Below are 23,500 nucleotides of genomic sequence, written 5' to 3'. Positions count from 1 at the left end.
ATTTAGCTGTAGTCTATATGTAAAATATTAACATTAGAGTTACATAAACATAGTTACATAAAAAAGCCGATCAAGATAGATCGGCTTTTTCATTGTTTATAAGTTTTTTGTGACTTTAAGCATTTTTATAGTCGATTAAGATACGTAACATACGACGTAAAGGCTCAGCGGCACCCCAAAGTAATTGGTCACCAACAGTGAATGCGCCTAAATACTCTTTACCCATATTTAATTTACGTAAACGACCTACTGGCACAGATAGAGTACCAGTCACAGCTACTGGGGTAAGATCCGTCATTGACGCATCGCGTGTATTTGGAACCACTTTTGCCCATTGGTTAGACTGACGAATCATGTCCTCAATTTCATCAAGCGGAACATCTTTTTTCAATTTCAATGTTAAGGCTTGAGAGTGACAACGCATTGCACCAATACGTACACAGTGACCATCAATTGGAACAATCTGAGCATTACCTAAGATCTTGTTGGTTTCAACTTGACCTTTCCACTCTTCTTTAGATTGACCACTTTCAAGTTGCTTATCAATATAAGGGATCAAAGAACCCGCTAAAGGCACACCGAAGTTTGCTTTCGGGAAAGCTTCGCCACGTTGTAATTCGGCAATTCTGCTGTCGATATCTAAAATCGCAGAACGTGGATCATCTAACAAGTCTTGAGTATTGTTATATAAATACCCCATACCAGTGATCAGCTCACGCATGTTTTGCGCGCCAGCACCCGAAGCGGCTTGATAAGTCATCGCCGTCATCCATTCCACCAAATTGTGTTGGAAGAGTGAACCCATGCCCATCAACATTAACGAAACCGTACAGTTACCGCCAACAAATGTTTTAATACCATTGACCAAACCGTCTTTGATAACATTTAAGTTGACTGGATCGAGTACAATAATTGCTTCATCATCCATACGTAATGTAGAAGCTGCATCAATCCAATAGCCTTTCCAACCTTCAGCCTTTAGCTGAGGAAAGACTTCTGATGTATAGTCGCCACCTTGACAGGTAATAATGACATCCATTTGCTTCAGACTGGTAATGTCCGTCGCTTCCATAAGTGCTGGAGCAGTTTTACCACCAAAAGCAGGAGATTCACCACCTGCGTTACTGGTAGAGAAATAGAATGGCTCAAAATGAGCAAAATCATTCTCTTCAACCATACGTTGCATAAGGACAGAACCAACCATCCCGCGCCAACCGACCAGACCTACTTTCATGCCACTTTGCCTCGGTGCGTTAAAAAATAAAAGGGGGTTTGAGTGTATCAAAAGGGTGTGTAACTGCAATAGCATACACAATGAAAACACCACTATATTGTGCAATATATCTTGTTTATGATACATGCAAAATTGATATTAATTTATGAATCATGCAAAAATTAAGAATATAAGAGTGACAAAATATGATTTGGATAGAAGTACTTGCGTCGATTGTGATTTGGCTAAGTTTCTGGTCACTGATTCCTCGTGATGAATGGTGGTTTAGAGGTGCTGATTTTCCACGCTTGCAGATATTATTTGTTGGTCTGATTGCAATGGTATTGATGTTGTTTTGGACAGCGCCCTGGGACTTGATCCGTGAGGTGATTTTATTTTTATTGATTGCTGCCTTAGCTTTTCAATTAAAGATGGTTTTGCCTTATACCTTCGTTTGGAAGAAACAAGTTAAACAGGTGACGAAAGATCAGCTTAATCCTGATCAGCAAATTTCAGTGATTGTGTCGAATGTACTGACACCGAATGATCAATATCATTTATTGCTTGAGCAAATTGAACAGCACCAGCCTGATATTGTTTTGACGCTTGAAACTGATCAAACTTGGCAAAATGAACTAGCTCGAATTGAAAAAGACTATCCTTATCGTGTGGCTATACCTTTAGACAACCTCTATGGGATGCATTTGTATAGCAAACTCAAGTTGGTCAATACAGAGGTTAAATTCATTCTCAGTGATGAAATTCCATCTATTCATACCACGGTGATTTTACCATCTGGGCAAGCAGTGCAACTGTATTGTTTACATCCCAAACCACCAAGCCCAACAGAAGCCAAAGACTCGACTTTACGTGATGCTGAATTGCTTATTGTGGGGGATCAGATTAAAGACTTGGATGAGAGCTGTATTGTTATGGGTGATTTAAACGATGTTGCTTGGTCACGCACAACGCGTTTATTTCAGCGTATCAGTGGTTTGCTTGACCCACGTGTGGGGCGTCGATATATCAACACTTTCCATGCTGACTATAAGTTTTTGAGATGGTCTTTGGATCATTTATTTCATAGTACAGATTTTGCTTTAGTGCATATGCAACGGCTGCCTCATGTGGGTTCAGATCATTTTCCGATTTATGTAGTATTACAAACAGGGCGTATTTTTGAGCAGACTCAAGAAGAGTTGGAGCAAACAGACGCGGATGAGCGTGAAGCGCAAGAGGCGATTCAAGAAGGAATTGAAAAAGCAGAGAAAGAGGAAAAGCGGGTAACCGATGAAATTGCGCAAAGTTATAAAGTTGGAACCTGATTGTCTGACAAAAAAATTAAAAAATGGCTATTTTTTGTAAGCAATTACTTACATGGATTTAGGCCCTAAGCGGATAGCATGAAAAGCATATTCGTTTTAATCTTTACTTATCGACACAGGGAATGAGAACGGAAAATCTCACTAAGGAAGACGAAGTCGATGGAGTAATCATCAAGGATTTGATGTTGGAATGGATAACCAAGAAAATAAGAATAAGATGTGAAAGCACAACCTCATGAACCCGAGTTTTGCAGGATGCAGAACTCGGGTTATGCTTTATTTGTGGTATATAATTTAGAACAGATAAGATTGAAAATAAAAAAGAGTGGCTATGTTTTTCGCAAAAGTTCAAGAATTCGCTTCAAGTCTTAAACATTTTACAGGTTTAAGTAGTGATGCTTTATTTATCTATGCAGGTTTAATCATTTATTTTATTGTTGCTGCAATTCATAAAAGACAACTTAAATCAAATTTTGCGATTATCGCCACAGTTGTGCTTGCATTTGTAATTGAAATCTTTAATGCACGCGCAGATATTTTTGGTAGAGGCTATTGGCGTATTTGGGAAAGTATCCATAGTATAGTCAATATGATTTTTTGGCCTTATGTGATTTGGGCGATGGCACGTTTTCGAGCATGGAAAGGTTAGGTCTTTCTACTTAACCCGCTTATGATCCAGATTGTTTTTATTTTCCATAGTGTTGATTTAAGGCGTCTATTTCAGCAGAAATTTTTTGTTGAAGCGCTATTGAACGTTTACCAAGTTGCTTAAATTCATCACTGGGTGCATTTGGATTAAAATCTGAGGCTGTTGAAAGCGTATACATTTTCTGGCTGGTGATTAAATTATCAATCATCTGTGTGCGTAGACTTTGTACTTCACTACTTTTTAAATTTAATGCCATAATTTGTTGTTGAGTTTTCGCTTGTATATCATTGGCTTTGAGTAAAATCTGCTGGCGCTTTTCAGGTTGGGAAGCAGCTGATTGAAGCTCCGCTCTTAATTGAAGTGCTTGAGTATTTGCATGATTGATGATCTGATTAAGTTGAGCCAAGTCTGTTGTAATCTCTGTTGCGTTGGCTGTACTCAGTTCAGTCGCTTTGCTTTTCCAATTGCCTTGAGTTGTTACCCTAGACGTAGTTTCTGAGGTTTTGTTTTGGGCAATATCTGCTTTTTGCTCTGAGCATGCAGTAAATATCAAACTGGAACTGATCAAACATGAAAAAAGAACTTTATTGATGATATTCATGGTTTTATTTTCCTTAAATTTGAATGTATTTAGCTTATTATTGATAAATCTTAATTCGCATTGTTTAATCAAGAAAGTGGGCATATGTAACTAGACGCAGTTCGCCATGAACGATGGTATTTAAACGCTAGATGACCAAAATAAAAAAGGAGATATTTTTATATCTCCTGATTGTTAAAAACGAAAGCTTTCAAAATTAATAAATTTTCTCATAGCCTTTGGGACGTGTTTTAAAGCGACGATGAAACCACATATATTGTGTCGGCGCGATCCGTAGTTGATTTTCAATGATTTTATTGACACGAATCGCATCATCCATTTCATCTTCACTGGGTAATGGATCAACAGCAGGTTCAATAAGTACATGGTATTTTGGATCTTTTATATCACCATCACGATAGAAATACAGTGGGATCGCGACAGCTTTTGATATTTTCAATAAACGTCGATGTGCTGTTACCGTTGCAGCGGGCGTACCAAAAAATGGTGCCATCACCCCTTGTTTTAATCCAAAATCCTGATCTGGACTATACCAAATCGCATCACCTTCTTTCAGATGGCGAATCAATCCACGCATATCATCATGATCAATCTGCGCTTTATAAATCGTTGCACGACAACGATAAATCAGCATATCGAGTAAAGGATTATTCTGTGGGCGATACACGACATCGGGTTCAAAAAATTGTGCACATAAATAACCACCAGCATCAAGCATGGTACTATGAGTGCCGAGTAACAGTATGCCTTGACCATTTTGTTTGGCTTGTCGGATATGCTCTAGACCTTGAATACTGACACGGTTTTTAAACCATTGTGGTGAGTACCATGCATTTAAGGTTTCAAAGACCCCGACCATTTGATCAACAAAGACTTGTCTTGAATTGTCGATGACTTGTTCAGGCGACCATTCTGGAAAGCAGACTTCTAAATTACGCGTTGTTGTTTCACGACGCGATTTCAGTCGGTCAAAGGCAATATTGCCCAACAGTGTTGCTAAGCGATACTGAATTGCCCAAGGCAAAATTGCGAGCATCATCAAAAATACAATCGCAATCCAGATTCCCCAATATTTCGGATGTAAAAATGCCCAATAAAATTTTCCAGGCTCGTATTGATGCTTTTTACTCATAGCAGTTTTGTAAATTTTGGGGCAGTTAAAACTGAAAGGAGTGTAGCATGAAGCGGTTTAAAGAAGAAAATTCAAGATGTCATTCACTCTCATTGAGGATAAGCAAGGAAGCATGACGTGAAAATAATTCGGTTAATTCAAGGTGATATTACAGTTCAAAAGGTGGATGCAATTGTGAATGCTGCCAATAGCTCGTTACTTGGCGGTGGTGGTGTGGATGGTGCGATTCATCGTAAAGGTGGGGTAGCTGTTTTGGAGGATTGTCAAAAGATTCGGGCCAGACAGGGGGGGTGTGCAATTGGTGAAGCAGTGATTACCACAGCGGGGGTGTTGCTCTGTAATTATGTGATTCATACCGTGGGCCCCACTTGGCAAGATGGACAGCATGCTGAAAATGAACTTCTTGCAAAAGCCTATCTGAACAGTTTAAGACTCGCTGAGCAATATCAGCTAAAAACACTGGCATTTCCGAATATTTCAACAGGCATTTATCGTTTTCCCAAATCAGAGGCAGCATTTATTGCCATAAACAGCGTGACTAAGTTTTTAACCCAGACGACCAATTTAGAGGAAGTCAGTTTCGTGTGTTTTGATTTGGAAAATTTTAAAATCTATCGCCAGCATCTTGCTGAGATTGACCAAAAGCACGTACATGTTTTAGGTATATAATTACAGTTATTCACTGATTATTCTAGACAACCTTGCGATGAGAAATACCTACTTAGACAGTTGTAAGGCAACACTGATATTTCTTGTGGTGCTCGGGCATTTTCTAGAACGCATGATCGGTTGGAAAGATCCGCTTGATCATGTCTTATTAGGTACGATTTATTTTGTACATATGCCTGCTTTTATCTTTATTTCAGGCATGTTGTTTAAAGACAGTAAGTGGTTTAAGAATATTTTATTTTTTGTCTCGCTCTATTTGCCCTTTCAAATTCTATTTCCTGCATTTGATGCCATCTGGTCAGGTAAATTTCAACTTAATTGGAATTTTTTTGAACGAGCTTATTGGATCTTATGGTATCTGTTGGGCATGATGGTATGGACAACGCTTACCCATTTTTTGATAAAAACAAAATTTGCACTGCCGATTGCACTGATTCTTGCTTTATGTATCGGTTTAAGCCCTTGGAACAATTACCAATACTCTATCGGAAGAATTTTTAGCTTCTTTCCATTTTTTATTGTGGGTGCGCTTTATGGCAAAACCATTGTCGAGAAAATTCAGCAATTTAAATTCACTCAAGTTTTAGCTGGATTTATCGTGATGGGCATTGCAAGCTTGGTATATTTCACCCAAATCAACCCATTTTGGTTATATGGCAGTTTAAGTTATCAGCAGCTTAAGGTAAGTATGTGGGATGGTACGTGGATCAGAATAGGCTGTCTATTGATGTCGAGTTTGGGCATTTTCGCGATGTTTGCATGGACAAAATTATTGAATATTGGCTGTGTGCAACTTGGGGAAAACACTTTGGCGGTGTATTTGCTACATGGTTTTGTGGTGATGTTGATTGCACGTTATTGGCAACTGGATTTTCATATTTTTGTGGAAATTGGGATTTGTATTGGTTTATCTGTATTGACTTGCTGGATGTTACAACAGCAATTTTTTGATGTTTTATTAAGAAAATTATCCTTATGGTTAATCAAGCCTGCTGAGAAGTTTGGTTTAAAGTAGCTGAATGGATTTGAAGCGATCCAGAGCATTCGCTAAAAATTTAAAAGCTACACTGTTGGTGTAGCTTTTAAGCATGAGGATCATAATTTTATAAAGCGACAGTTTTAAAACAACGTTTTAAAGTGGATTATTTGGTTGCTGCTTTACCCTCTACTTTTTTTGCTGTTGCTGATTTTTGTGCAGCGGCATGGTGTTTTTGGCTATGGCCAGCTTTATGTTGTTTTTGCATTTGATGGGTTTTAACCGCTTGAGTCGAATGCTGTGCTGGAGTTGCTGCCATTGCAGAACCTGCGAAAATTGCTGTGGTGAATGCTGCAACAAGTAATGATGTAACTTTTTTCATGATCATATTCTCACTAAATAATTCGAGATCTGAACTAGATTCGATAATCATATCTTGGTGGATTTGTATGGAAACATCATGAAGTGCTTGTAGCGAAATTCAGTATAAATGAAATGATCATTGGTAAGATGAGTGGGGAATGGTAAGTGCTTTGATTTTTTAAGTTTTATTTAATTTTAATTAGTAAAGTATTGCCGTCATTTTAACTTGAACTAAGCCATTTAAATAAGTGCGTTTATTTTTAAAAATGAAGGAGTTTGTTATATATCATTTCAAGTATTATTTAGATAACGAAATTCTGATTACAGACTTAAATTGAGCATTTTGATCTTTTACTGCTACTCCACTATTGGAATGCCCCTCACATGAATAAGACAATCAGAAGAGCAACCATAAAGGACTTAATTGCAATTACCCAATTGATTGCGCCTTTTATTGATGAGTTTGCAATTAATGACAGTGGGCGACAACTGTTTTCCGCAAGTATGATTGAAAAAATGCTTGAGAATCCTGAAATTCACTATTTTGTTTATAGCGATCATCAGCAGATGATCGGTGTTATTGCGTATAAGAATCCGGCCCATTTGGTTCATTTCTTTATATCGAAAGAGAAGCAAGCTCAGGGAATTGGCCGAACAATGTGGGACTTTATTTTGCAGGAGGTGAAAAAGTCTGGTGTTTCAGTATTTACGGTAAATTCAAGCTGTAATGCACAACCTGTTTATGAACGATTTGGCTTTGTGGTGAAAGATGAAACCATTGAAAATCATGGGTTACGTTATGTTCCAATGTCCTTAAATCTGGTTAATACATAAAGCTGAAAATATGTGTTGTATATCTATAAGATGATTGATCAATGTTGTTGGTTTCAATGTCGGCAGGCTCAATAAAAAACTCCGCATATTTGCGGAGTTTTTTATTGAAAGATTTTATAAGAATTAACCTTTGGTCATTTCTTCTAATGCATCCCAACGCTCCATTTTTTCAAGCAGCAGTTCATCAATCTCGCCAAGTCGTTGCGACGCTTTGGTGGCTGCATCTGCATCAGTCACAAACCAAGAACCATCTGCAAGTTTTGCAGTTAGTTCAGTTTGTTCTTTTTCTAAAGCTTCAATTTCTGCGGGTAACTGTTCTAAAGCACGTTGATCTTTATAACTCAACTTCACTTTTTTAACAGCTGGTTCAGCAAGCGTCGCAGCAGCTTCCGCTTTAGCAATGGCCTTTTTTACATCACTTTTCTGATCGACAACACGCTGATCTGGACGTTGTTCTAGATAGTCTTGATAGCCACCAATGTATTCATCAATATTGCCTTTACCATCAAATACCCAAGTTGATGTCACAACATTGTCCATAAATGCACGGTCATGAGAGATCAATAACAAAGTCCCTTTATAATCACTCAACATTTCTTCAAGTAATTCTAAAGTCACCATGTCTAAGTCGTTGGTTGGCTCATCCATTACGATAAGATTAGACGGTTTAAGCAATAACTTCGCCAAAAGGATACGATTACGCTCACCACCTGAAAGTGCTTTGACAGGAGTACGTGCGCGCTCAGGCGAGAATAAAAAGTCTTGTAAATAGCTGTAGATATGACGGCGACCACCATTAACATCGACAAAGTCTGAGCCTTCAGACACGTTGGCCATTACTGATTTTTCAAGATCTAGCGCATTACGTAATTGGTCAAAATAAGCCACTTCAAGTTGTGTACCTGTTTTTACCGAACCACCATGTTCAAGTGCACCTAAAATTGCTTTGATCAAGGTGGTCTTACCTACACCATTGTCACCCACTAAACCAATACGGTCGCCACGTAGTACTAATGCAGAGAAATCTTTAATAATTGGTGCATTATCACCAAAAGCCACACTTAAGTGTTCAATATCGAACACCAATTTACCTGAACGATTTGCCTCTTGAGTTGCCATGCTCACTTTACCTTGTTGTGAGCGACGTGCTTTAGATTGTTCACGTAAATCTTTTAATGCACGTACACGACCTTCGTTACGGGTACGACGTGCTTTGATGCCTTGACGAATCCAAGTCTCTTCTTCAGCCAAGCGTTTATCAAACAGCGCATTCTGCTTTTCTTCAGCTTCCATTTGTTGTGCTTTTAAGTCGAGGTAGCGTGAGTAGTTACCTTCATAACTACGTAAAATACCACGATCCAATTCCACAATACGAGTCGCAATACTGTCAACAAAAGCACGGTCATGGGAAATAAATAACAGGGTCAGATTGTTTTGATCGAGTAAGAATTTCTCTAACCATTCAATACTTTCTACATCCAAATGGTTGGTTGGTTCGTCAAGTAATAAAACGTCAGGTTGCGTCAACAATGCACGTGCTAAAAGTACACGGCGTTTACGCCCTCCTGATAAATCAGCTAAATCCGCTTCAGGATCTAAGCCCATTTTGCTCAAGATAGAATTTACTTTGGTTTCTAATGCCCAACCATCGAGCAAATCCAGCTTATGTTGTAGGTTGCCCATACGATCACAAGCTTCCATATCACCTAATACACAAGCATCGCTGGCTTCGTGGTATTCTTTTAGGACGAGCGCGGCTTCTCCTGCACCTTCGGCAACAATATCTGCAACTTTGCCCGAATCCATCGGTACATCCTGAGCAAGCATAGAAATCGTAATACCATTTTGTAATGCAATTTCACCTTGATCAGGCAATAAACTTCCCTCAATCAGTTTGAGTAAAGTAGACTTACCTTCACCGTTACGACCAATCAGACAGACTCGTTCGCCTCGTTCTAAATTGAAGTTTGCGCCATCGAGCAGGGCAGGTCCACCAAACGCAAGTTGGACATCCCTTATAGTAATATAGGCCATACGGTTTCCTAAACATCCCACACTGAGGACTAAAAATGACTAAACATAAAAATATTGATGATCAGGCGTCATTTTCCGCACCCATAGAAGATTTGCAAGTCCGAATTGCATTTTTAGATGATTTAGTCGAACAATTAAATGATCAAGTAGCGCAACAAAGCTTGGAAATCGCTGATTTAAAAAAACAAATGCAGTTAATTTACCAACGTATAGAATCTGCTGATTTGTCAGAAGGTATTGCAGCATTTGACCCAATGACCAATCGTCCTCCGCATTATTGATCTAACGAAAGTGAAATATGAGTGGCTGAGGTGTGCTGAATCAAGAGTAAATTCACACATAGCAATGGTATTGGCAAAGGATTTGCATAACGCAAGCGCTAAATTTGTGGGTTAAGATGGATTATGAACTTAAAAAACCTCGAAGCATTTTATTGGGTGGTGACCTTAAACAGTTTTAATAAAGCCGCAACAAAGCTTCAAACGACTCAGCCTGCAATTTCTCAAAAAATTACTGCGATTGAGAATGATCTCGGTTTTAAAGTGCTTGATCGCCGTTCTCGTCAAATCAAAGCCACGCATAAGGGCATGACCTTATTTAAATATGCTGAAAAGTTTATGCGACTGGAAACAGACTTAGTGGCTGAACTCACAGAAAGTCAGTATTTAACAGGAACGATTCGTTTAGGGGTTTCCGAAACGATTGTCCATACTTGGCTAGTGGAATATATGGAGCAAGTCCAGCAAGAGTTTCCAAAAGTTTCCATTGAAATCGTGGTGAATTTAACTCCAGATTTACAAGAAGGTGTACGCACTGGTGATTTGGATATGGCGTTTTTACTGGGGCCAACTTTGCCTTTTGAATGTATAGAACGTTCATTGTGTGATTTTGAATTAAGCTTTCTGGCATCACCTTCATTTAAAGGTGGAATCGGGCAGATGTCATTGCGGGCATTGATGTCGCATACCATTTTAACCTATCCAAGAATTACCTATCCTTATAAAGAGCTCAAAGCAAAAATGAAAGAACAAAAGATAGATGAACCACTATCCATTACAAGTTATTCATTGGTCACATTATTACGTTTAGCTGAACAAGGTTTAGGGATTGCAGTGGTACCTAAACTAACGGCAATCAAAGAAATTTTAGATGGGCGATTGGAAATTTTGGATACGCCAATCCAATTAAAGACATTCCACTTTACCGCAATCTATACACAAGGCAATAACACCGCATTAAAAGAAAAGTTGACCGATTTAGCGGTTTTAACTTCGGAAAATGCCATGAAAAAGCTGAATAATAAAATTAGATAGTGAAGAATAAAACGGCATTTTATTCGGCTTTGGTTTTGATTTAAAAATTGCAAAAATATGAAATATTGATAATGAGAACTTATAGAAAGTGATAAATATTCATTATTAAATGATTTTAAAAATAATAAAAACATATGAATTCAATATCTTACGTTTAATAAATTTTAAATAAAGTCTTATTGTGACTCACCTTCGCCTATGCTTTTATTTGAAATACAGATTTGGTTCAGCATAACCAAAAAATCTTAAAAGTTTAAAGGATTAAAGAATTTCATATTTTAGAAAAATAGATGTTCTTTGTTTCACTTGAAATAGCGTTGATTAAGCTCAAATGGATGAGGAACGCCTACATGTCTTTATTGAAATCTTCTTTTTTATCTGACCGCCAATGGGCAATTGTTGCATCTATATTTATGATGGCAACATCGGCGATGGGGCCAGGTTTTCTAACCCAAACCGCTGTATTCACAGTGAAATTAGGTGCTGCATTTGGCTTTGCAATCCTAGTTTCGATCATTATTGATTACGTTGTTCAGCAAAACATTTGGCGTGTAGTTACCTTAACGCAAATGCGCGCTTCTGATATTGCCAATAAAGCTTTACCGGGGAGTGGTTACTTACTCGCATTTCTGGTTATTTTAGGTGGATTTTTCTTTAGTATCGGTAACATTGCAGGTGCTGCACTGGGCTTAAATGCACTCTTTGGGTTGGATACCAAGGTCGGCGGCGTGCTGAGCGGTGCTTTGGCAATTCTGATTTTTGCCTCCAGAAAAGCCACACTGGCGATGGACAAGAGCATGATTATTTTGGGTTTACTCAAAATTGTTTTGATCGTGATCGTTGCATTTATTGTCATGCCACCTGTGGGGCAAGCCGTTCAACAAACTTTTGCACCTGATCAAATTGATTTCGCCATCATTACAACCATTGTTGGCGGTACAGTGGGCGGTTATATTTGCTACGCAGGCGCGCATCGCTTATTGGACAAAGGTGCTGTAGGACCAGAAAATATTGATGAAGTTGCCAGAGCCGCAACCAAAGGTATTGTGGTGGTCGGGATCATGCGTTATGTATTGTTCTTGGCATTCTTAGGGGTTGTGGTCAGCGGCGCAAATATCGATTTAGCAAGTCACGATGCCAATCCAGCTGCGCAAGCATTCCAATATGCTGCGGGTACATTTGGTTTTAAACTGTTTGGCTTGATTTTTTGGGCAGCGGGAATCAGTAGCACAATTGGTGCAGCTTATACCTCTGTTTCGTTTATGTCCGCATTTAAAAAGAACTTAACCACCAAACATACCAATTACCTCACGATTAGCTTTATCTCTTTAGCCCTGTTGCTTTACGTGATTCTAGGTGCAACACCAGCGGGCTTATTGATCTTTGTGGGTGGTTTTAATGGTTTGGTATTACCAATTGGTTTAACGATTTTTGTCTATGTTGCGGCATGTCGTAAAGACATGATGGGCAATTATAATTATCCAAAATGGTTGCTGGTTTTGGGTGTATTAACCTGCTTACTCACATGGTGGATGGGTTATATGTCATTCACGACGGTATTTAATTACCTCACCAAGCTTTAATCAACTTCACACTCAATTGAAAAGGAATGATCACAATGTATGTCGATTTAAATAGTGACTTGGGTGAAAGTTTTGGCTCATGGAAAATGGGCAATGATGAGCAAATTTTACCTGTTGTCAGTAGTGCTAATATTGCCTGTGGCTTCCATGCAGGTGATCCGTTGGGAATATTGAAAACGCTTCAACAAGCAGTGCGATTAGATGTCACGATTGGTGCGCATGTTTCCTACCCAGATTTGGTTGGTTTTGGTCGCCGTAATATGGATCTGTCTCAAGACGAGCTGATTGCAGATGTGCTCTATCAAATTTCGGCACTTGATGGTTTGGCAAAAGTTGCTGGCTCCAAAGTGCAATATGTCAAGCCGCATGGGGCATTGTATAACACCGTAGCCAAAGATCCCGTACAAGCCGAAGCCGTGATTGAAGCCATTAAAATGTATAACCCAGCATTGGTACTGGTTGCTTTGGCTGGGTCAAATTTGGTTGCACAAGCACGTCAGGCAGGTCTAAAAGTGGTTTCAGAAGCCTTTGCTGATCGTGCTTATAACCGTGATGGTTCACTGGTTTCACGCCGTTTGGAGGGTGCTGTTTTGCATGATGCAGAGTTTGTGGCAAAACGTGTGGTTGCGATGTTAAAAAATGGCGGGGTTGAGTCAATTGATGGCATCTTTACCCCAATTCAAGCCGATACGATTTGTTTACATGGTGATACTGCTGGCGCATTAGAAATGTCCGCAGCGATTAAAGCTGAGCTGTTAAAAAACGACATTCAAGTTCGCTCATTTTGTGCATAAAACAATAAGGACAAGACACATGTTTAAAGAGATTAAAGTCGATCCAGTTCAACTAAAAGCTGCATTGGATGCGCGACAACAAATTCGTGCGGGTTTTGATCAACCCACAGCAGGAATGGCTGCTGGAATGACACAAGTGAATATGATTTCTGTACCCAAAGACTGGGCATATGATTTCTTGTTGTATGCCCAGCGTAACCCACAAAGTTGCCCTGTGTTAGATGTTTTGGAAGAAGGCGTATACCACTCTCGATTGGCTGCTGACACAGACATTCGCACTGATTTTCCACGATATCGTGTTTGGAAAGACGGTGAAATGGTTGATGAGCTCACTGATGCGAGTGAGCTTTATAACGCGCATCCTGATTTAGTGACCTTTTTAATTGGCTGTAGTTTCTCCTTTGAAACAGCTTTACAAGACGCAGGGATTGAAGTGCGTCATATCCATGACAAGACCAATGTACCGATGTATTTGAGTAATATCGAATGCCTTTCTGCTGGACGTATTTCAGGGAATATGGTGGTTTCTATGCGCCCCATTCCTGCCAATCAAATAGCTGAGGCGGTAAAAATTACGGCGCGTATGCCGAGTGTTCATGGTGCTCCCGTACATATTGGTCATCCTGAAAGTTTAGGAATACGCGACATCAATCAGCCAGATTTTGGTGATGCCTCACGTATTGAACAGGGTGAAATTCCAGTATTTTGGGCATGTGGTGTAACACCTCAAGCGGCAATCATGAACTCGAAAATCCCATTTGCCATTAGCCATGCACCAGGACATATGTTGATTACAGACATACCTGATCGTGCGTGGATGCGTTAAGACAAGAAAGGATCAGTAAATGCGATTTTTATCGGTAAATTCCGACAGTTTCTTGATTGAGCTTTCTAGTTTAGAAGAAACTTTGGCGTTATACAGTAAATTGCAAAATTTACACTTGAATGGAATCAAAGATTTAATTCCTGCTGCAAAAACAATTTTAATTTGTTTTAACGAAATCAAGACTGACTTTAAAACCTTGAGTGTTTTGATTGGTACGTTAAACCTTGATTCAGGTTTTGATCGCAATACGCAGGAAGTGATTATTCCGATTCGTTACGATGGCGAAGATTTAGTACAAGTGGCGGAACTGCAAGGCCTCTCTATAGCCGATCTGATATTAAAACATCATCAAAGTACTTGGGACGTTGCCTTTATTGGCTTTGCTCCAGGTTTTGCTTATATGAGTAGCCTTGATCTGCCCTTTACAGACGTTCCTCGTCTAAAGACACCGCGTAAAAAAATTCCATCAGGTTCACTTGGACTTGCTGGGCAATACTCGGGTATCTACCCAAAAGATAGTCCAGGTGGTTGGCAATTGATTGGAACAACGTCAGAAAAAATGTGGGATTTGGAGCGTCAAAATCCTGCGCTTTTACGACCAGGGATGCGGGTGCATTTTGAGGATATAACTCATCGGCCTGTATCTGTGGATGTGCCCAAGCAAATCACGCCACGACAAGATTTAACTTTAAAACACCCCTTATTTAAAATCACGGCATCTGGCTTGCAAGTTTCGATTCAAGATGAAGGCCGTTTTCAGCACAGCAATATCGGTGTGGGGACAGCAGGTGCGATGGATGTGGTTTCGATGCATTGTGCCAATCGAATCGTGGGGAATCCAACGGATACGCCTGTGATTGAGGTACTCAATGGTGGTTTAAAAGCAGTCATGCAAAATTCAGCTGTCATTAGCGTGGCAGGTGCAATTTCCAATATCCATGTGAAATTTGCAGATGGTCAAAAAGTAGATTTTGACAGTTATCAAGCGATTGCACTGGATGAGGGAGATGAATTTCAAATTCAAACGCCGAGTGCAGGGTTACGCAATTACCTTGCGGTTCGTGGTGGTTTGGATATTCAACCCATTTTAAATAGCTGTTCTTTTGACAGTTTAGCCATTCTTGGTCCAGCCCCTTTAAAAACGGGTGATGTCATTTACCAAGGTCAAGTTGTCCCATCCAATATCAGCATCAACGAAGTGCCAAAATCCAATCTCCCGTCCCTTGGCGATACGATTGAACTTGATATTGTGATGGGACCTCGAACGGATTGGTTTGAGCAAAGCAGTATTGAAAAACTGTGCAATCAAGCATGGTTAGTGACTCATGAAAGTAATCGAGTGGGATTACGTTTATCTGGGAAAGCACCCTTAACACGTAAGATTCACCATGAATTGGAAAGCGAAGGCACATGTATTGGTGCTTTGCAGATTCCACCCAATGGTCAACCTGTATTGTTTATGAATGATCACCCATTAACAGGTGGTTATCCTGTGATTGCTTCGGTTGCCAAGCATCATTGGGATTTGGTGGCACAAATACCTGCGGATTGCCATATCAAATTTAGAAAAATCGCCGAATTTGTAGATATCGAGAACTAAGATGAACCAGCAAAAATATGTAAATGAAAAATTATTGATTGCCAATCGTGGTGAAATTGCTGTGCGTATTATCCATGCTTGTCGGGATATGGACATTGCTTCAGTGGCGATGTATGCAGATGACGATATTGGCAGTTTGCATGTCGAACTTGCAGATGAAGCGTGGGGTTTGGTTGGGGCAACTGCAAAAGAAACCTATTTAAATATTGATGCCATTATTGATATTGCTAAAAAATCAAAAGCCACGATGGTGCATCCGGGTTATGGTTTTTTGTCAGAACGGGCTGAGTTTGCACAAGCCGTGATTGACGCAGGATTGAAGTGGGTGGGTCCATCTCCTGAAGCAATTACCAAGTTGGGTGACAAAATTGAAGCACGTAAAATCGCTGCTTCAGTAGGTGCTCCATTGGTACAAGGCACACAAGACCCTTTGAACAATGCAGATGAGGCTTTAGCTTTTGCAAAACAATATGGATTGCCAATTGCAATTAAAGCAGCCTTTGGTGGTGGTGGACGTGGCTTAAAAGTGGTTTGGAAACTTGAAGAAGTGAAAGAACTTTATGACTCTGCTGTACGTGAAGCACAAGCTGCATTTGGTCGAGGTGAATGTTTTGTTGAGCAATACTTAGATAATCCACGTCATGTTGAAGCGCAAGTTATTGCTGATTTACATGGAAATGTGGTGGTTTTAGGCACACGTGATTGTTCTTTACAGCGTCGTAATCAAAAATTAGTTGAGGAATCTCCAGCACCATTTATCAGTGACAAGATTTACCAAGAGATTTTAACTTCAGCAAAAAATATTTGTCAGGCTGCTCAGTATGTTGGAGCAGGGACAGTCGAGTATTTATTGAGTCAAAACGGGACGCTATCATTTTTAGAAGTCAATACGCGGTTGCAAGTTGAACATCCTGTGACGGAGGAAACAGCGCGCGTTGATTTGGTGGTTGAGCAAATTCAGGTGGCTTTGGGCGAAGAGTTATCGATCAAAGAAACCCCTAAAGCACAAGGTCATGCCATTGAGTTTCGTATCAATGCAGAAGACCCTAGCCGTGGTTTTATTCCAGCATTTGGTACACTAAGTTTATTTGAAGCACCTTTTGGTCATGGTGTGCGTGTCGATACTGGCGTGCGCACAGGCTCTCTGGTTTCCAGCCATTTCGATTCTTTAATGGCAAAGCTGATTGTGACGGGGGAAACGCGTGAAATCGCAATACGCCGCGCAAAACGTGCTTTAAAGCAGTTTAAAATTGAGGGTGTGGCTTCAGTTTTAGATTTTCATCGAGCCGTGCTGAATGAGCCTGATTTTATCGACGAATTTAAAGTACATACGCGTTGGATTGAAAATGACTTTAAACAAGACTTAAAATCAACTCGACGTGCGATTCCTCAGCATCAACAGCCTATGATTTTGAGTTATATTGAAATAGATGGAAAATTACATCGTCTAGGGTTACCTGCAGGGATGTTTGCTCAAGGTGCAGTTCAGGCTGATCTACAACAGACGCAAACACCAGAGTTAGCGCTTAAACCTGAAGATGTACAAGCACCCATTAATGGGGCAATCATTTCTTGGAAAGTCCAAGCTGGCGAGCACGTAAGTGCTGGGCAGGTTGTAGCAATTATGGAAGCGATGAAAATGGAAGTTCAAGTTTTGGCTCATCAAGATGGTCTAATTCAATTGCTTAAAGAGGTAGGTGCAACCTGTTATGCAGATCAAGTGATTGCAACAATCCAATGATATTTATCTTTAAAATTTAAAACTTATAAATTTAAATCAGGTGGAATTGGGAGTTTAGGATTAAATTTCCAATTTTATTTGACCTTTTGTTGAAAGCTAGTTGTAATGCTTGGCACTGTTCAGTCGCAAAATTTTTGACCATGCCGAATAAAGCTGTTCTTCTCGATCTTGAAAATAATATGCCTACAGCCAATATCCTGAGGGAGATTATTGAACATTACCCGACACTCTATCTTTTCAATTGCACAGGGCAATTTCAGTACTCTCTAGAAGACTTAACTGAGTTTTCAGGCTGGGTGAGCAGTGGCCAGGTGGTGATTTTAGAGGTACCGAATGCATCTGAAAAAGAATATGAATATGCAGTTGTGGTGGGACAACTATTGGCATTATTAGAACCTGAAATTAAGATTGACGTAATTTCTGCAGTGCCAAGCTGTCGCTTATTGTTAGATCTAATGCGTAGTGCTGATCTTGATTGCAGTTTTATTCAAGTTCAGTCGACGCTAGAGCGTCAACGCAACAAATACTCAATACCAAGTCTACAAGCGATTAAAAATAAGCCATATTTAATCATGGTGAAGAAGTATTGTGATGCTTTGGGAGAAATGACTGGCAAACCAAATACGATTGAGAAATTGAAAAATTCTATTGTTAATATTTTGCAAATTGTTCCAGAAAAAGCTCAACATCTTGTTGGAATGTTAATCAATTTGAAAATTGTCAAACGCTTTGATGATCAAGTTGCTTACCGTAAAAAAGTGTTGAAGCAATGGACAGCTCTTGATATTGAATCTCCTGTTTTAGTAAACCTAACTGAGACAGAATCCGTAGCACAAGCTAATATTAAAATTGAAAAAATTGATCAATTTTTAGAAAAATTATGTGCGGACTCGGATCGAGTTTTACAAGAAGTTGATCAGCAAGATTCGGTGAGTTTGGTACACAATGTTTTATTTAAAAACTTTGAAAAAATAGATCCTGTACAAATCGAAGTCATCCATAAATTGAATGATCTAAAAACAGATAAACCTAAAGATATTTATGCGTTACGAGATTTATTGGAACAAATGTTTCCAAAGTCAGATATTCGTTTATTGCTTAAAGAGTTGATTGAAAAAGGCTATATTTACTGGAATGGTCATGAAGTTGTTTATAGTCATGAAATGTACTTAAATTAGACCAAACTTGAAGTTATCAGAGCAAAACAAAAAAGCGATTAGATTTAATGTTAAACGCTTTTTTATTGAGTTATAGATCCTGTTTTGATAAGTCTGTACGTTCTTATAAATTTGCGACACCTCCATCTATTAATAGTTCGCTACCCACTATAAATTTAGCTTCATCTGAAGCAAGATAAATAAAGGCATTGGCGATTTCTATAGGATCTGCCAATCTTTTAATTGGTACCAGATTTTCAATACTGACTTTAAGTTGTTCGGTCTCAGCGGGGGTATTGGCGACTTTGTTAAGGGCTGGTGTTAAAGTTGGTCCTGGGGAGAGTAAGTTAAAACGTATTTGATGCGCTAAAAGCTCTCTAGATAATGTTTTGGCTAAAGAGCGTAAAGCGATTTTAGATGCGGCGTAAACGCTACTTTTCTCTAAGGCAATATGAATACTGGTCGAACCACATAAAATGACTGAGGCATGGGGATTGATCATTGAAAGCAAATTTTGAATAAGAAAAAATGGGCCTTTTACATTGGTGTTGAAAATCACATCGAATTGTTCAGTTGTCCATTGACCAAATGCCTCATGTGTGACATTACCAGCATTGATATAAATTACATCGAATTTAATTGATAATTCTTGTATTTTTTGAGTGAAATTATCTTGAGATGCTAAATTGGAATGATCACATGAGATGCCCAAGCTTTGCGTACCGAGTTGATTTTGTGTTTGCAAAATTTGGTCTTGATTTCTGCCTGTAAATACAACAAAAGCACCTTCTTCTATTGCTCGTTGTGCGGCTGCAAAACCGATTCCACTGGTTGCACCTGTAATTAAAACCGTTTTATTCTTTAATCGCATATTGTTCACTAAATTGTCTAAAGACTCTTATATTGTGGAAATTTATTTGCGAAAGTAAGTACTTACCAACTGGTGACTTAGTCGTTGTCTGGTTTGAAATAGACTAAACTCATATACTATAAAATGTAGCTTTATGTAAGGTGAAAAATAATGACACTGCAATATGAGCAAAATTGTTCGATTATGCGATTTGTTGCATTATTTTCAGGAAAATGGGTGTTGCCGATTGTCTATCATCTTATTGAAGCAAAACATCCTGTTCGGTTTAGCCAATTACAAAAGGCTTTAGCGCCTATTCCACAAAAAGAGCTATCGAAACATTTAAAATTGCTTGAGCGATACCAACTTATAACAAAGCAGATTTACCCAGAAGTACCACCTAGAGTGGAATATCAAATCACCGAATTGGGACAAACGTTGGAAAACTCTATTCAGTCATTGGGAATCTGGATGGAGTTTTATGAAAAAAATATGAATGAAAAATAAGAGATTAAACTGACCTCAAAATGAGTAATTGCAGGTAATTTTAATTTTAAACTTGCGTTTTATATTCAGCTTATGCAACTCTAATATAGGAATTAAAAGGTGAACTATGGAACACACTGGTCTTTGGGTTGCGCTCGTTATTATTGTTTTTGTATTGGGCTCGATTTTTGGCTTACGCGTAAGCCCTAGAGAAAAAGCATTAGGTTTAATGCGAGAGAAAGCACGTAAGATGGGCTTACACCCACGTTTAGTGGCTGCACCAGAGTGGACGAAAATCCCAATGGCAACAGAGTCTCGTGCGAGTATGGTGGCTTATTATAGTGTACTTATTCCAGATGCACGCTTAGCTTTGATGCGCGCCCGTGTAGCAGAGCAAAAGCTTCAAGTGGTCCTCGGTGATGAGAAATTTAAAGATTTTCCCATTGCATTAAAAGGGATTTATGCTATTGATATGCAGGCCAACTGTGTAGGGCTTTATTGGGATGAAGAATCTGACCTCAGAGCAACACAGCTTGATGATATGAAGGCATATTTACTTAAATTGGCTGAAATTTAACTTAATAATAGGAACAGTGGTTTATTATGGCGAACGCTCCTCGGTCCACATCCAAAAGCACAACAGCAAATTCTCCTGATGCTGGGAAAAAACGTGCACTAGTGATTGTGGAGTCGCCTGCAAAAGCGAAAACGATTAATAAATATTTAGGCTCAAATTACATTGTGAAGTCTTCGGTAGGTCATGTCCGTGACTTGCCTACAGGTGGTTCAAGTAAATCGACAGAAAAAAAACCAGCAACACGTACCAAATTGACGGATGAACAGAAGGCTGAAAAGGCACAATCCGCTTTAGTCAATCGTATGGGGGTTGATCCTGAGCATGGCTGGAAAGCTAAATATGAAGTGCTTCCAGGCAAAGAACATGTCGTCGCTGAACTGAAAAAACTGGCCAAAGATGCAGATGAAATCTATCTCGCAACGGATTTGGATAGAGAAGGGGAAGCGATTGCTTGGCATTTAAGAGAAGTGATTGGTGGTGATGATAGCCGTTACCATCGTGTGGTCTTTAACGAGATTACCAAAAATGCCATTCAAGAAGCATTTAAGCAACCTACACGACTAGATTTAAACCGTGTGAATGCGCAACAGGCTCGTCGCTTTCTCGACCGCGTGGTTGGCTTTATGGTTTCACCACTACTGTGGGAAAAGATTGCGCGTGGCCTCTCTGCAGGGCGTGTACAGTCGGTTGCGGTAAAATTGGTGGTCGAGCGTGAACGTGAGATTCGTGCCTTTATTCCTGAAGAATACTGGCAAGTTTTTGCAGATACCCAATCTGCAAAAGATGAAATTCGTTTAGAAGCAGTCAAGCAAGCTGGCAAAACATTAAAATTACAAAATAAAGCGCAAACTGATGCTTTATTGAAAATTTTAAAAAATGCTGAATATAAAGTTGCAACACGCGAAGATAAGCCAACTAAGGTCAATCCAAGTGCGCCTTATATAACGTCAACTTTGCAACAAGCTGCTAGTACTCGCTTAGGTTTCTCAGTGAAGAAAACCATGATGCTGGCACAGCGCTTATATGAAGCTGGTTTTATTACTTATATGCGTACTGACTCAACATTCTTGAGTGATGATGCTGTCAGTATGGTGCGTAATCATATTGAAACTGAATTTGGTGCAAAGTACTTACCTGCTAAAGCAAATCGTTATGGGAATAAAGCCAATGCGCAAGAAGCCCATGAAGCGATTCGTCCTTCCAATGTTGCCTTAAAAGGCGATAGTTTGGCGGGTGTTGAGCGTGATGCACAACGTTTATATGATTTGATCTGGCGTCAATTTGTTGCATGTCAAATGACTCCAGCAGAGTATTTATCCTCAACGATTTTGGTTGATGCCAATGGTGTAGAACTCAAGGCCAAAGGTCGTACTTTAGTTTTTGATGGTTTTACCAAAGTGCGTGGTCAGAACAAGTCTGATGATGATGTTTTATTACCAGCAGTCAAAGTGGGTGAAATTCTAAAACTTGAGAAACTTGATCCTTCTCAACATTTCACTAAACCCCCTGCACGTTTTACTGAAGCATCTTTAGTTAAAGAATTAGAAAAACGTGGTATTGGTCGTCCATCTACCTATGCTGCGATTATTTCTACGATTCAAGATCGTGGCTATGTCAAACTCGACAATCGGCGTCTTTTTGCAGAGAAGATGGGAGAAATTGTTACCGATCGTCTAGACGAGAATTTTAATAACCTGATGAATTATGCATTTACTGCAGATTTGGAAGGTCAATTGGATAAAGTTGCAGATGGTGAACGTAATTGGAAAGAGCTGTTAGATAGTTTCTACGGTGATTTTAAAAAGCGTTTAACTACAGCACAGGGTGAAAACGGTATGCGTCGTAATCAACCTGTAGAAGTTGAAGCTGTTCACTGTAAAGAATGTGAACGTCCGATGCAGATTCGTACTGGTACAACGGGTGTCTTCCTTGGTTGTTCTGGCTACAACTTGCCACCAAAAGAACGCTGTAAAGGGACGTTGAATTTAACACCAGTTGAGTCGTTGGCTATACTTTCTGATGATGACAGTGCTGAAACTGCTGACTTAATGTCGAAAAAACGTTGTCCAATATGTGGTACGGCAATGGATAGCTATGTGATTGATGGTGGTCGCAAGTTACATATTTGTGGTAATAACCCGGATTGTGATGGTTACGAGCTGGAAGAAGGCGAGTTCAAAATCAAGGGTTATGATGGTCCAACCATTCCATGTGATAAATGTGATGGCGAGATGCAGTTAAAAACGGGTCGTTTTGGTCCATATTTCGCTTGTATGAGTTGTGACAATACCCGTAAAGTTTTGAAAAATGGTCAGCCAGCGCCACCTCGTGTCGACCCAATCAAAATGGAACATTTACGTTCAGTTAAACATGATGATTACTTTGTTCTACGTGATGGAGCAGCGGGTTTATTCTTGGCGGCAAGCAAATTCCCTAAAGTACGTGAAACACGTGCACCGAAGGTTGCGGAGTTACGTTCAGTTGCAGATCAACTTGATCCTAAGTATCAGTTTATCTTGCAAGCACCTGATCAAGATCCAGATGGTAATCCAACATTGGTTAAGTTTAGCCGTAAAAACCAAGCGCAATATATTGGTTCAGAAACCCCAGAAGGTAAACAAACCAAATGGTCTTTGGTCTACCAAGATGGGAAATGGGTAGAAGCTTAAGCTTTGAAATAATCAATAAAATGCTCACATAGGTGGGCATTTTTTATATCAATTTTTATTGAAAACGTTATGATGAATTGATTGATAAAAAATTAAAAATGGGGATTT

Annotated in this window: 21 protein-coding genes and 1 pseudogene; 16 read left to right on the top strand and 6 right to left on the bottom strand. The window is 39.4% G+C overall.

The window, feature by feature from the left end; translation table 11 throughout:
• Positions 1–115 precede the first annotated feature (115 nt).
• Positions 116–1,234 carry an aspartate-semialdehyde dehydrogenase gene (gene asd, locus ACG9ZL_RS02275; protein WP_056516877.1) on the bottom strand — a complete coding sequence of 373 codons (1,119 nt, stop codon included), beginning with the start codon at positions 1,232–1,234 and terminating at the stop codon, positions 116–118.
• Positions 1,235–1,419: 185 nt separating this feature from the next.
• Between asd and ACG9ZL_RS02270 the strand changes: the two genes are divergently transcribed.
• Both ACG9ZL_RS02270 and ACG9ZL_RS02265 read left to right on the top strand, forming a co-directional pair.
• On the top strand, positions 1,420–2,538 hold the full coding sequence (locus ACG9ZL_RS02270; RefSeq protein ID WP_419358921.1) for an endonuclease/exonuclease/phosphatase family protein: 1,119 nt from the start codon (positions 1,420–1,422) through the stop codon (positions 2,536–2,538).
• Between the two features lie 331 nt (positions 2,539–2,869).
• Complete coding sequence (locus ACG9ZL_RS02265) at positions 2,870–3,187, top strand: hypothetical protein (protein WP_419327055.1); 318 nt, start codon at positions 2,870–2,872, stop codon at positions 3,185–3,187.
• Between the two features lie 37 nt (positions 3,188–3,224).
• Here ACG9ZL_RS02265 and ACG9ZL_RS02260 read toward each other — a convergent pair whose 3' ends face one another.
• Both ACG9ZL_RS02260 and ACG9ZL_RS02255 read right to left on the bottom strand, forming a co-directional pair.
• Positions 3,225–3,788, bottom strand: coding sequence for a PM1805 family lipoprotein (locus ACG9ZL_RS02260; protein WP_336952189.1), 564 nt, complete (start codon positions 3,786–3,788; stop codon positions 3,225–3,227).
• A gap of 196 nt (positions 3,789–3,984) precedes the next feature.
• A complete protein-coding gene (locus tag ACG9ZL_RS02255; protein ID WP_336952188.1) occupies positions 3,985–4,920 on the bottom strand; it encodes an LpxL/LpxP family acyltransferase in 936 nt (311 codons plus the stop codon).
• A gap of 117 nt (positions 4,921–5,037) precedes the next feature.
• On the opposite strand from ACG9ZL_RS02255, the gene ACG9ZL_RS02250 reads away from it, so the two are divergent.
• Together ACG9ZL_RS02250 and ACG9ZL_RS02245 are read left to right on the top strand one after the other, a co-directional pair.
• Positions 5,038–5,589, top strand: coding sequence for an O-acetyl-ADP-ribose deacetylase (locus ACG9ZL_RS02250; protein ID WP_419358920.1), 552 nt, complete (start codon positions 5,038–5,040; stop codon positions 5,587–5,589).
• A 37-nt stretch (positions 5,590–5,626) separates the two neighbouring features.
• Entirely contained in the window at positions 5,627–6,604 is a 978-nt protein-coding gene (locus tag ACG9ZL_RS02245) for an acyltransferase family protein (RefSeq protein ID WP_419358918.1), read from the top strand.
• A gap of 127 nt (positions 6,605–6,731) precedes the next feature.
• On the opposite strand, the gene ACG9ZL_RS02240 is transcribed toward ACG9ZL_RS02245, so the two are convergent.
• Positions 6,732–6,947, bottom strand: a complete 216-nt coding sequence (locus tag ACG9ZL_RS02240) for a hypothetical protein (RefSeq protein WP_224964682.1) — start codon at positions 6,945–6,947, stop codon at positions 6,732–6,734.
• 365 nt (positions 6,948–7,312) lie between these two features.
• Here ACG9ZL_RS02240 and ACG9ZL_RS02235 point away from each other — a divergent pair, with 365 nt between their 5' ends.
• Positions 7,313–7,762, top strand: coding sequence for a GNAT family N-acetyltransferase (locus ACG9ZL_RS02235; protein ID WP_336952184.1), 450 nt, complete (start codon positions 7,313–7,315; stop codon positions 7,760–7,762).
• Between the two features lie 123 nt (positions 7,763–7,885).
• Here ACG9ZL_RS02235 and ACG9ZL_RS02230 read toward each other — a convergent pair whose 3' ends face one another.
• Positions 7,886–9,796, bottom strand: a complete 1,911-nt coding sequence (locus ACG9ZL_RS02230) for an ATP-binding cassette domain-containing protein (RefSeq protein WP_419358916.1) — start codon at positions 9,794–9,796, stop codon at positions 7,886–7,888.
• A gap of 35 nt (positions 9,797–9,831) precedes the next feature.
• Between ACG9ZL_RS02230 and ACG9ZL_RS02225 the strand changes: the two genes are divergently transcribed.
• From ACG9ZL_RS02225 to ACG9ZL_RS02190, 8 genes and pseudogenes are all read left to right on the top strand, one after another.
• A complete protein-coding gene (locus ACG9ZL_RS02225; protein ID WP_004718047.1) occupies positions 9,832–10,077 on the top strand; it encodes a SlyX family protein in 246 nt (81 codons plus the stop codon).
• 123 nt (positions 10,078–10,200) lie between these two features.
• A complete protein-coding gene (mumR, locus tag ACG9ZL_RS02220; protein ID WP_336952181.1) occupies positions 10,201–11,109 on the top strand; it encodes a LysR family transcriptional regulator MumR in 909 nt (302 codons plus the stop codon).
• A gap of 331 nt (positions 11,110–11,440) precedes the next feature.
• Positions 11,441–12,692, top strand: a pseudogene (locus ACG9ZL_RS02215) (NRAMP family divalent metal transporter).
• A gap of 35 nt (positions 12,693–12,727) precedes the next feature.
• On the top strand, positions 12,728–13,486 hold the full coding sequence (locus ACG9ZL_RS02210; RefSeq protein ID WP_336952179.1) for a LamB/YcsF family protein: 759 nt from the start codon (positions 12,728–12,730) through the stop codon (positions 13,484–13,486).
• A 19-nt stretch (positions 13,487–13,505) separates the two neighbouring features.
• Entirely contained in the window at positions 13,506–14,312 is an 807-nt protein-coding gene (locus tag ACG9ZL_RS02205) for a putative hydro-lyase (protein WP_419358914.1), read from the top strand.
• A gap of 19 nt (positions 14,313–14,331) precedes the next feature.
• Positions 14,332–15,912: a 5-oxoprolinase subunit B/C family protein gene (locus tag ACG9ZL_RS02200; RefSeq protein ID WP_336952177.1), complete on the top strand. Its 1,581-nt coding sequence runs from the start codon at positions 14,332–14,334 to the stop codon at positions 15,910–15,912.
• Position 15,913: 1 nt separating this feature from the next.
• On the top strand, positions 15,914–17,653 hold the full coding sequence (locus ACG9ZL_RS02195; protein ID WP_419358912.1) for an acetyl/propionyl/methylcrotonyl-CoA carboxylase subunit alpha: 1,740 nt from the start codon (positions 15,914–15,916) through the stop codon (positions 17,651–17,653).
• Positions 17,654–17,793: 140 nt separating this feature from the next.
• Positions 17,794–18,831, top strand: a complete 1,038-nt coding sequence (locus tag ACG9ZL_RS02190; RefSeq protein WP_419327074.1) for a hypothetical protein — start codon at positions 17,794–17,796, stop codon at positions 18,829–18,831.
• A gap of 103 nt (positions 18,832–18,934) precedes the next feature.
• On the opposite strand, the gene ACG9ZL_RS02185 is transcribed toward ACG9ZL_RS02190, so the two are convergent.
• Complete coding sequence (locus tag ACG9ZL_RS02185; RefSeq protein ID WP_336952175.1) at positions 18,935–19,681, bottom strand: SDR family oxidoreductase; 747 nt, start codon at positions 19,679–19,681, stop codon at positions 18,935–18,937.
• Between the two features lie 150 nt (positions 19,682–19,831).
• Between ACG9ZL_RS02185 and ACG9ZL_RS02180 the strand changes: the two genes are divergently transcribed.
• The 3 genes from ACG9ZL_RS02180 (at position 19,832) to topA (ending at position 23,392) form a co-directional block, all read left to right on the top strand.
• Entirely contained in the window at positions 19,832–20,167 is a 336-nt protein-coding gene (locus ACG9ZL_RS02180) for a winged helix-turn-helix transcriptional regulator (protein WP_336952173.1), read from the top strand.
• Between the two features lie 106 nt (positions 20,168–20,273).
• Entirely contained in the window at positions 20,274–20,723 is a 450-nt protein-coding gene (locus tag ACG9ZL_RS02175) for an ammonium transporter (RefSeq protein WP_336952172.1), read from the top strand.
• A gap of 26 nt (positions 20,724–20,749) precedes the next feature.
• Positions 20,750–23,392, top strand: coding sequence for a type I DNA topoisomerase (gene topA, locus ACG9ZL_RS02170; protein WP_419327063.1), 2,643 nt, complete (start codon positions 20,750–20,752; stop codon positions 23,390–23,392).
• The last annotated feature ends 108 nt before the right edge of the window (positions 23,393–23,500 follow it).

It is taken from the genome of Acinetobacter legionensis (assembly GCF_048551735.1).
GTDB lineage: Bacteria > Pseudomonadota > Gammaproteobacteria > Pseudomonadales > Moraxellaceae > Acinetobacter.
Note: the sequence above shows the minus strand (reverse complement) of the source record. Positions and strands in the feature narration are given on the sequence as shown.

What these genes read in the sequence shown, in the direction of transcription:
- asd (WP_056516877.1), bottom strand. Translation starts at nt 1,234, where the DNA reads ATGAAAGTAGGTCTGGTCGGTTGGCGCGGGATGGTTGGTTCTGTCCTT.
- ACG9ZL_RS02270 (WP_419358921.1), top strand. Translation starts at nt 1,420, where the DNA reads ATGATTTGGATAGAAGTACTTGCGTCGATTGTGATTTGGCTAAGTTTC.
- ACG9ZL_RS02265 (WP_419327055.1), top strand. Translation starts at nt 2,870, where the DNA reads ATGTTTTTCGCAAAAGTTCAAGAATTCGCTTCAAGTCTTAAACATTTT.
- ACG9ZL_RS02260 (WP_336952189.1), bottom strand. Translation starts at nt 3,788, where the DNA reads ATGAATATCATCAATAAAGTTCTTTTTTCATGTTTGATCAGTTCCAGT.
- ACG9ZL_RS02255 (WP_336952188.1), bottom strand. Translation starts at nt 4,920, where the DNA reads ATGAGTAAAAAGCATCAATACGAGCCTGGAAAATTTTATTGGGCATTT.
- ACG9ZL_RS02245 (WP_419358918.1), top strand. Translation starts at nt 5,627, where the DNA reads ATGAGAAATACCTACTTAGACAGTTGTAAGGCAACACTGATATTTCTT.
- ACG9ZL_RS02240 (WP_224964682.1), bottom strand. Translation starts at nt 6,947, where the DNA reads ATGAAAAAAGTTACATCATTACTTGTTGCAGCATTCACCACAGCAATT.
- ACG9ZL_RS02235 (WP_336952184.1), top strand. Translation starts at nt 7,313, where the DNA reads ATGAATAAGACAATCAGAAGAGCAACCATAAAGGACTTAATTGCAATT.
- ACG9ZL_RS02230 (WP_419358916.1), bottom strand. Translation starts at nt 9,796, where the DNA reads ATGGCCTATATTACTATAAGGGATGTCCAACTTGCGTTTGGTGGACCT.
- ACG9ZL_RS02225 (WP_004718047.1), top strand. Translation starts at nt 9,832, where the DNA reads ATGACTAAACATAAAAATATTGATGATCAGGCGTCATTTTCCGCACCC.
- mumR (WP_336952181.1), top strand. Translation starts at nt 10,201, where the DNA reads ATGAACTTAAAAAACCTCGAAGCATTTTATTGGGTGGTGACCTTAAAC.
- ACG9ZL_RS02210 (WP_336952179.1), top strand. Translation starts at nt 12,728, where the DNA reads ATGTATGTCGATTTAAATAGTGACTTGGGTGAAAGTTTTGGCTCATGG.
- ACG9ZL_RS02205 (WP_419358914.1), top strand. Translation starts at nt 13,506, where the DNA reads ATGTTTAAAGAGATTAAAGTCGATCCAGTTCAACTAAAAGCTGCATTG.
- ACG9ZL_RS02200 (WP_336952177.1), top strand. Translation starts at nt 14,332, where the DNA reads ATGCGATTTTTATCGGTAAATTCCGACAGTTTCTTGATTGAGCTTTCT.
- ACG9ZL_RS02195 (WP_419358912.1), top strand. Translation starts at nt 15,914, where the DNA reads ATGAACCAGCAAAAATATGTAAATGAAAAATTATTGATTGCCAATCGT.
- ACG9ZL_RS02190 (WP_419327074.1), top strand. Translation starts at nt 17,794, where the DNA reads ATGCCGAATAAAGCTGTTCTTCTCGATCTTGAAAATAATATGCCTACA.
- ACG9ZL_RS02185 (WP_336952175.1), bottom strand. Translation starts at nt 19,681, where the DNA reads ATGCGATTAAAGAATAAAACGGTTTTAATTACAGGTGCAACCAGTGGA.
- ACG9ZL_RS02180 (WP_336952173.1), top strand. Translation starts at nt 19,832, where the DNA reads ATGACACTGCAATATGAGCAAAATTGTTCGATTATGCGATTTGTTGCA.
- ACG9ZL_RS02175 (WP_336952172.1), top strand. Translation starts at nt 20,274, where the DNA reads ATGGAACACACTGGTCTTTGGGTTGCGCTCGTTATTATTGTTTTTGTA.
- topA (WP_419327063.1), top strand. Translation starts at nt 20,750, where the DNA reads ATGGCGAACGCTCCTCGGTCCACATCCAAAAGCACAACAGCAAATTCT.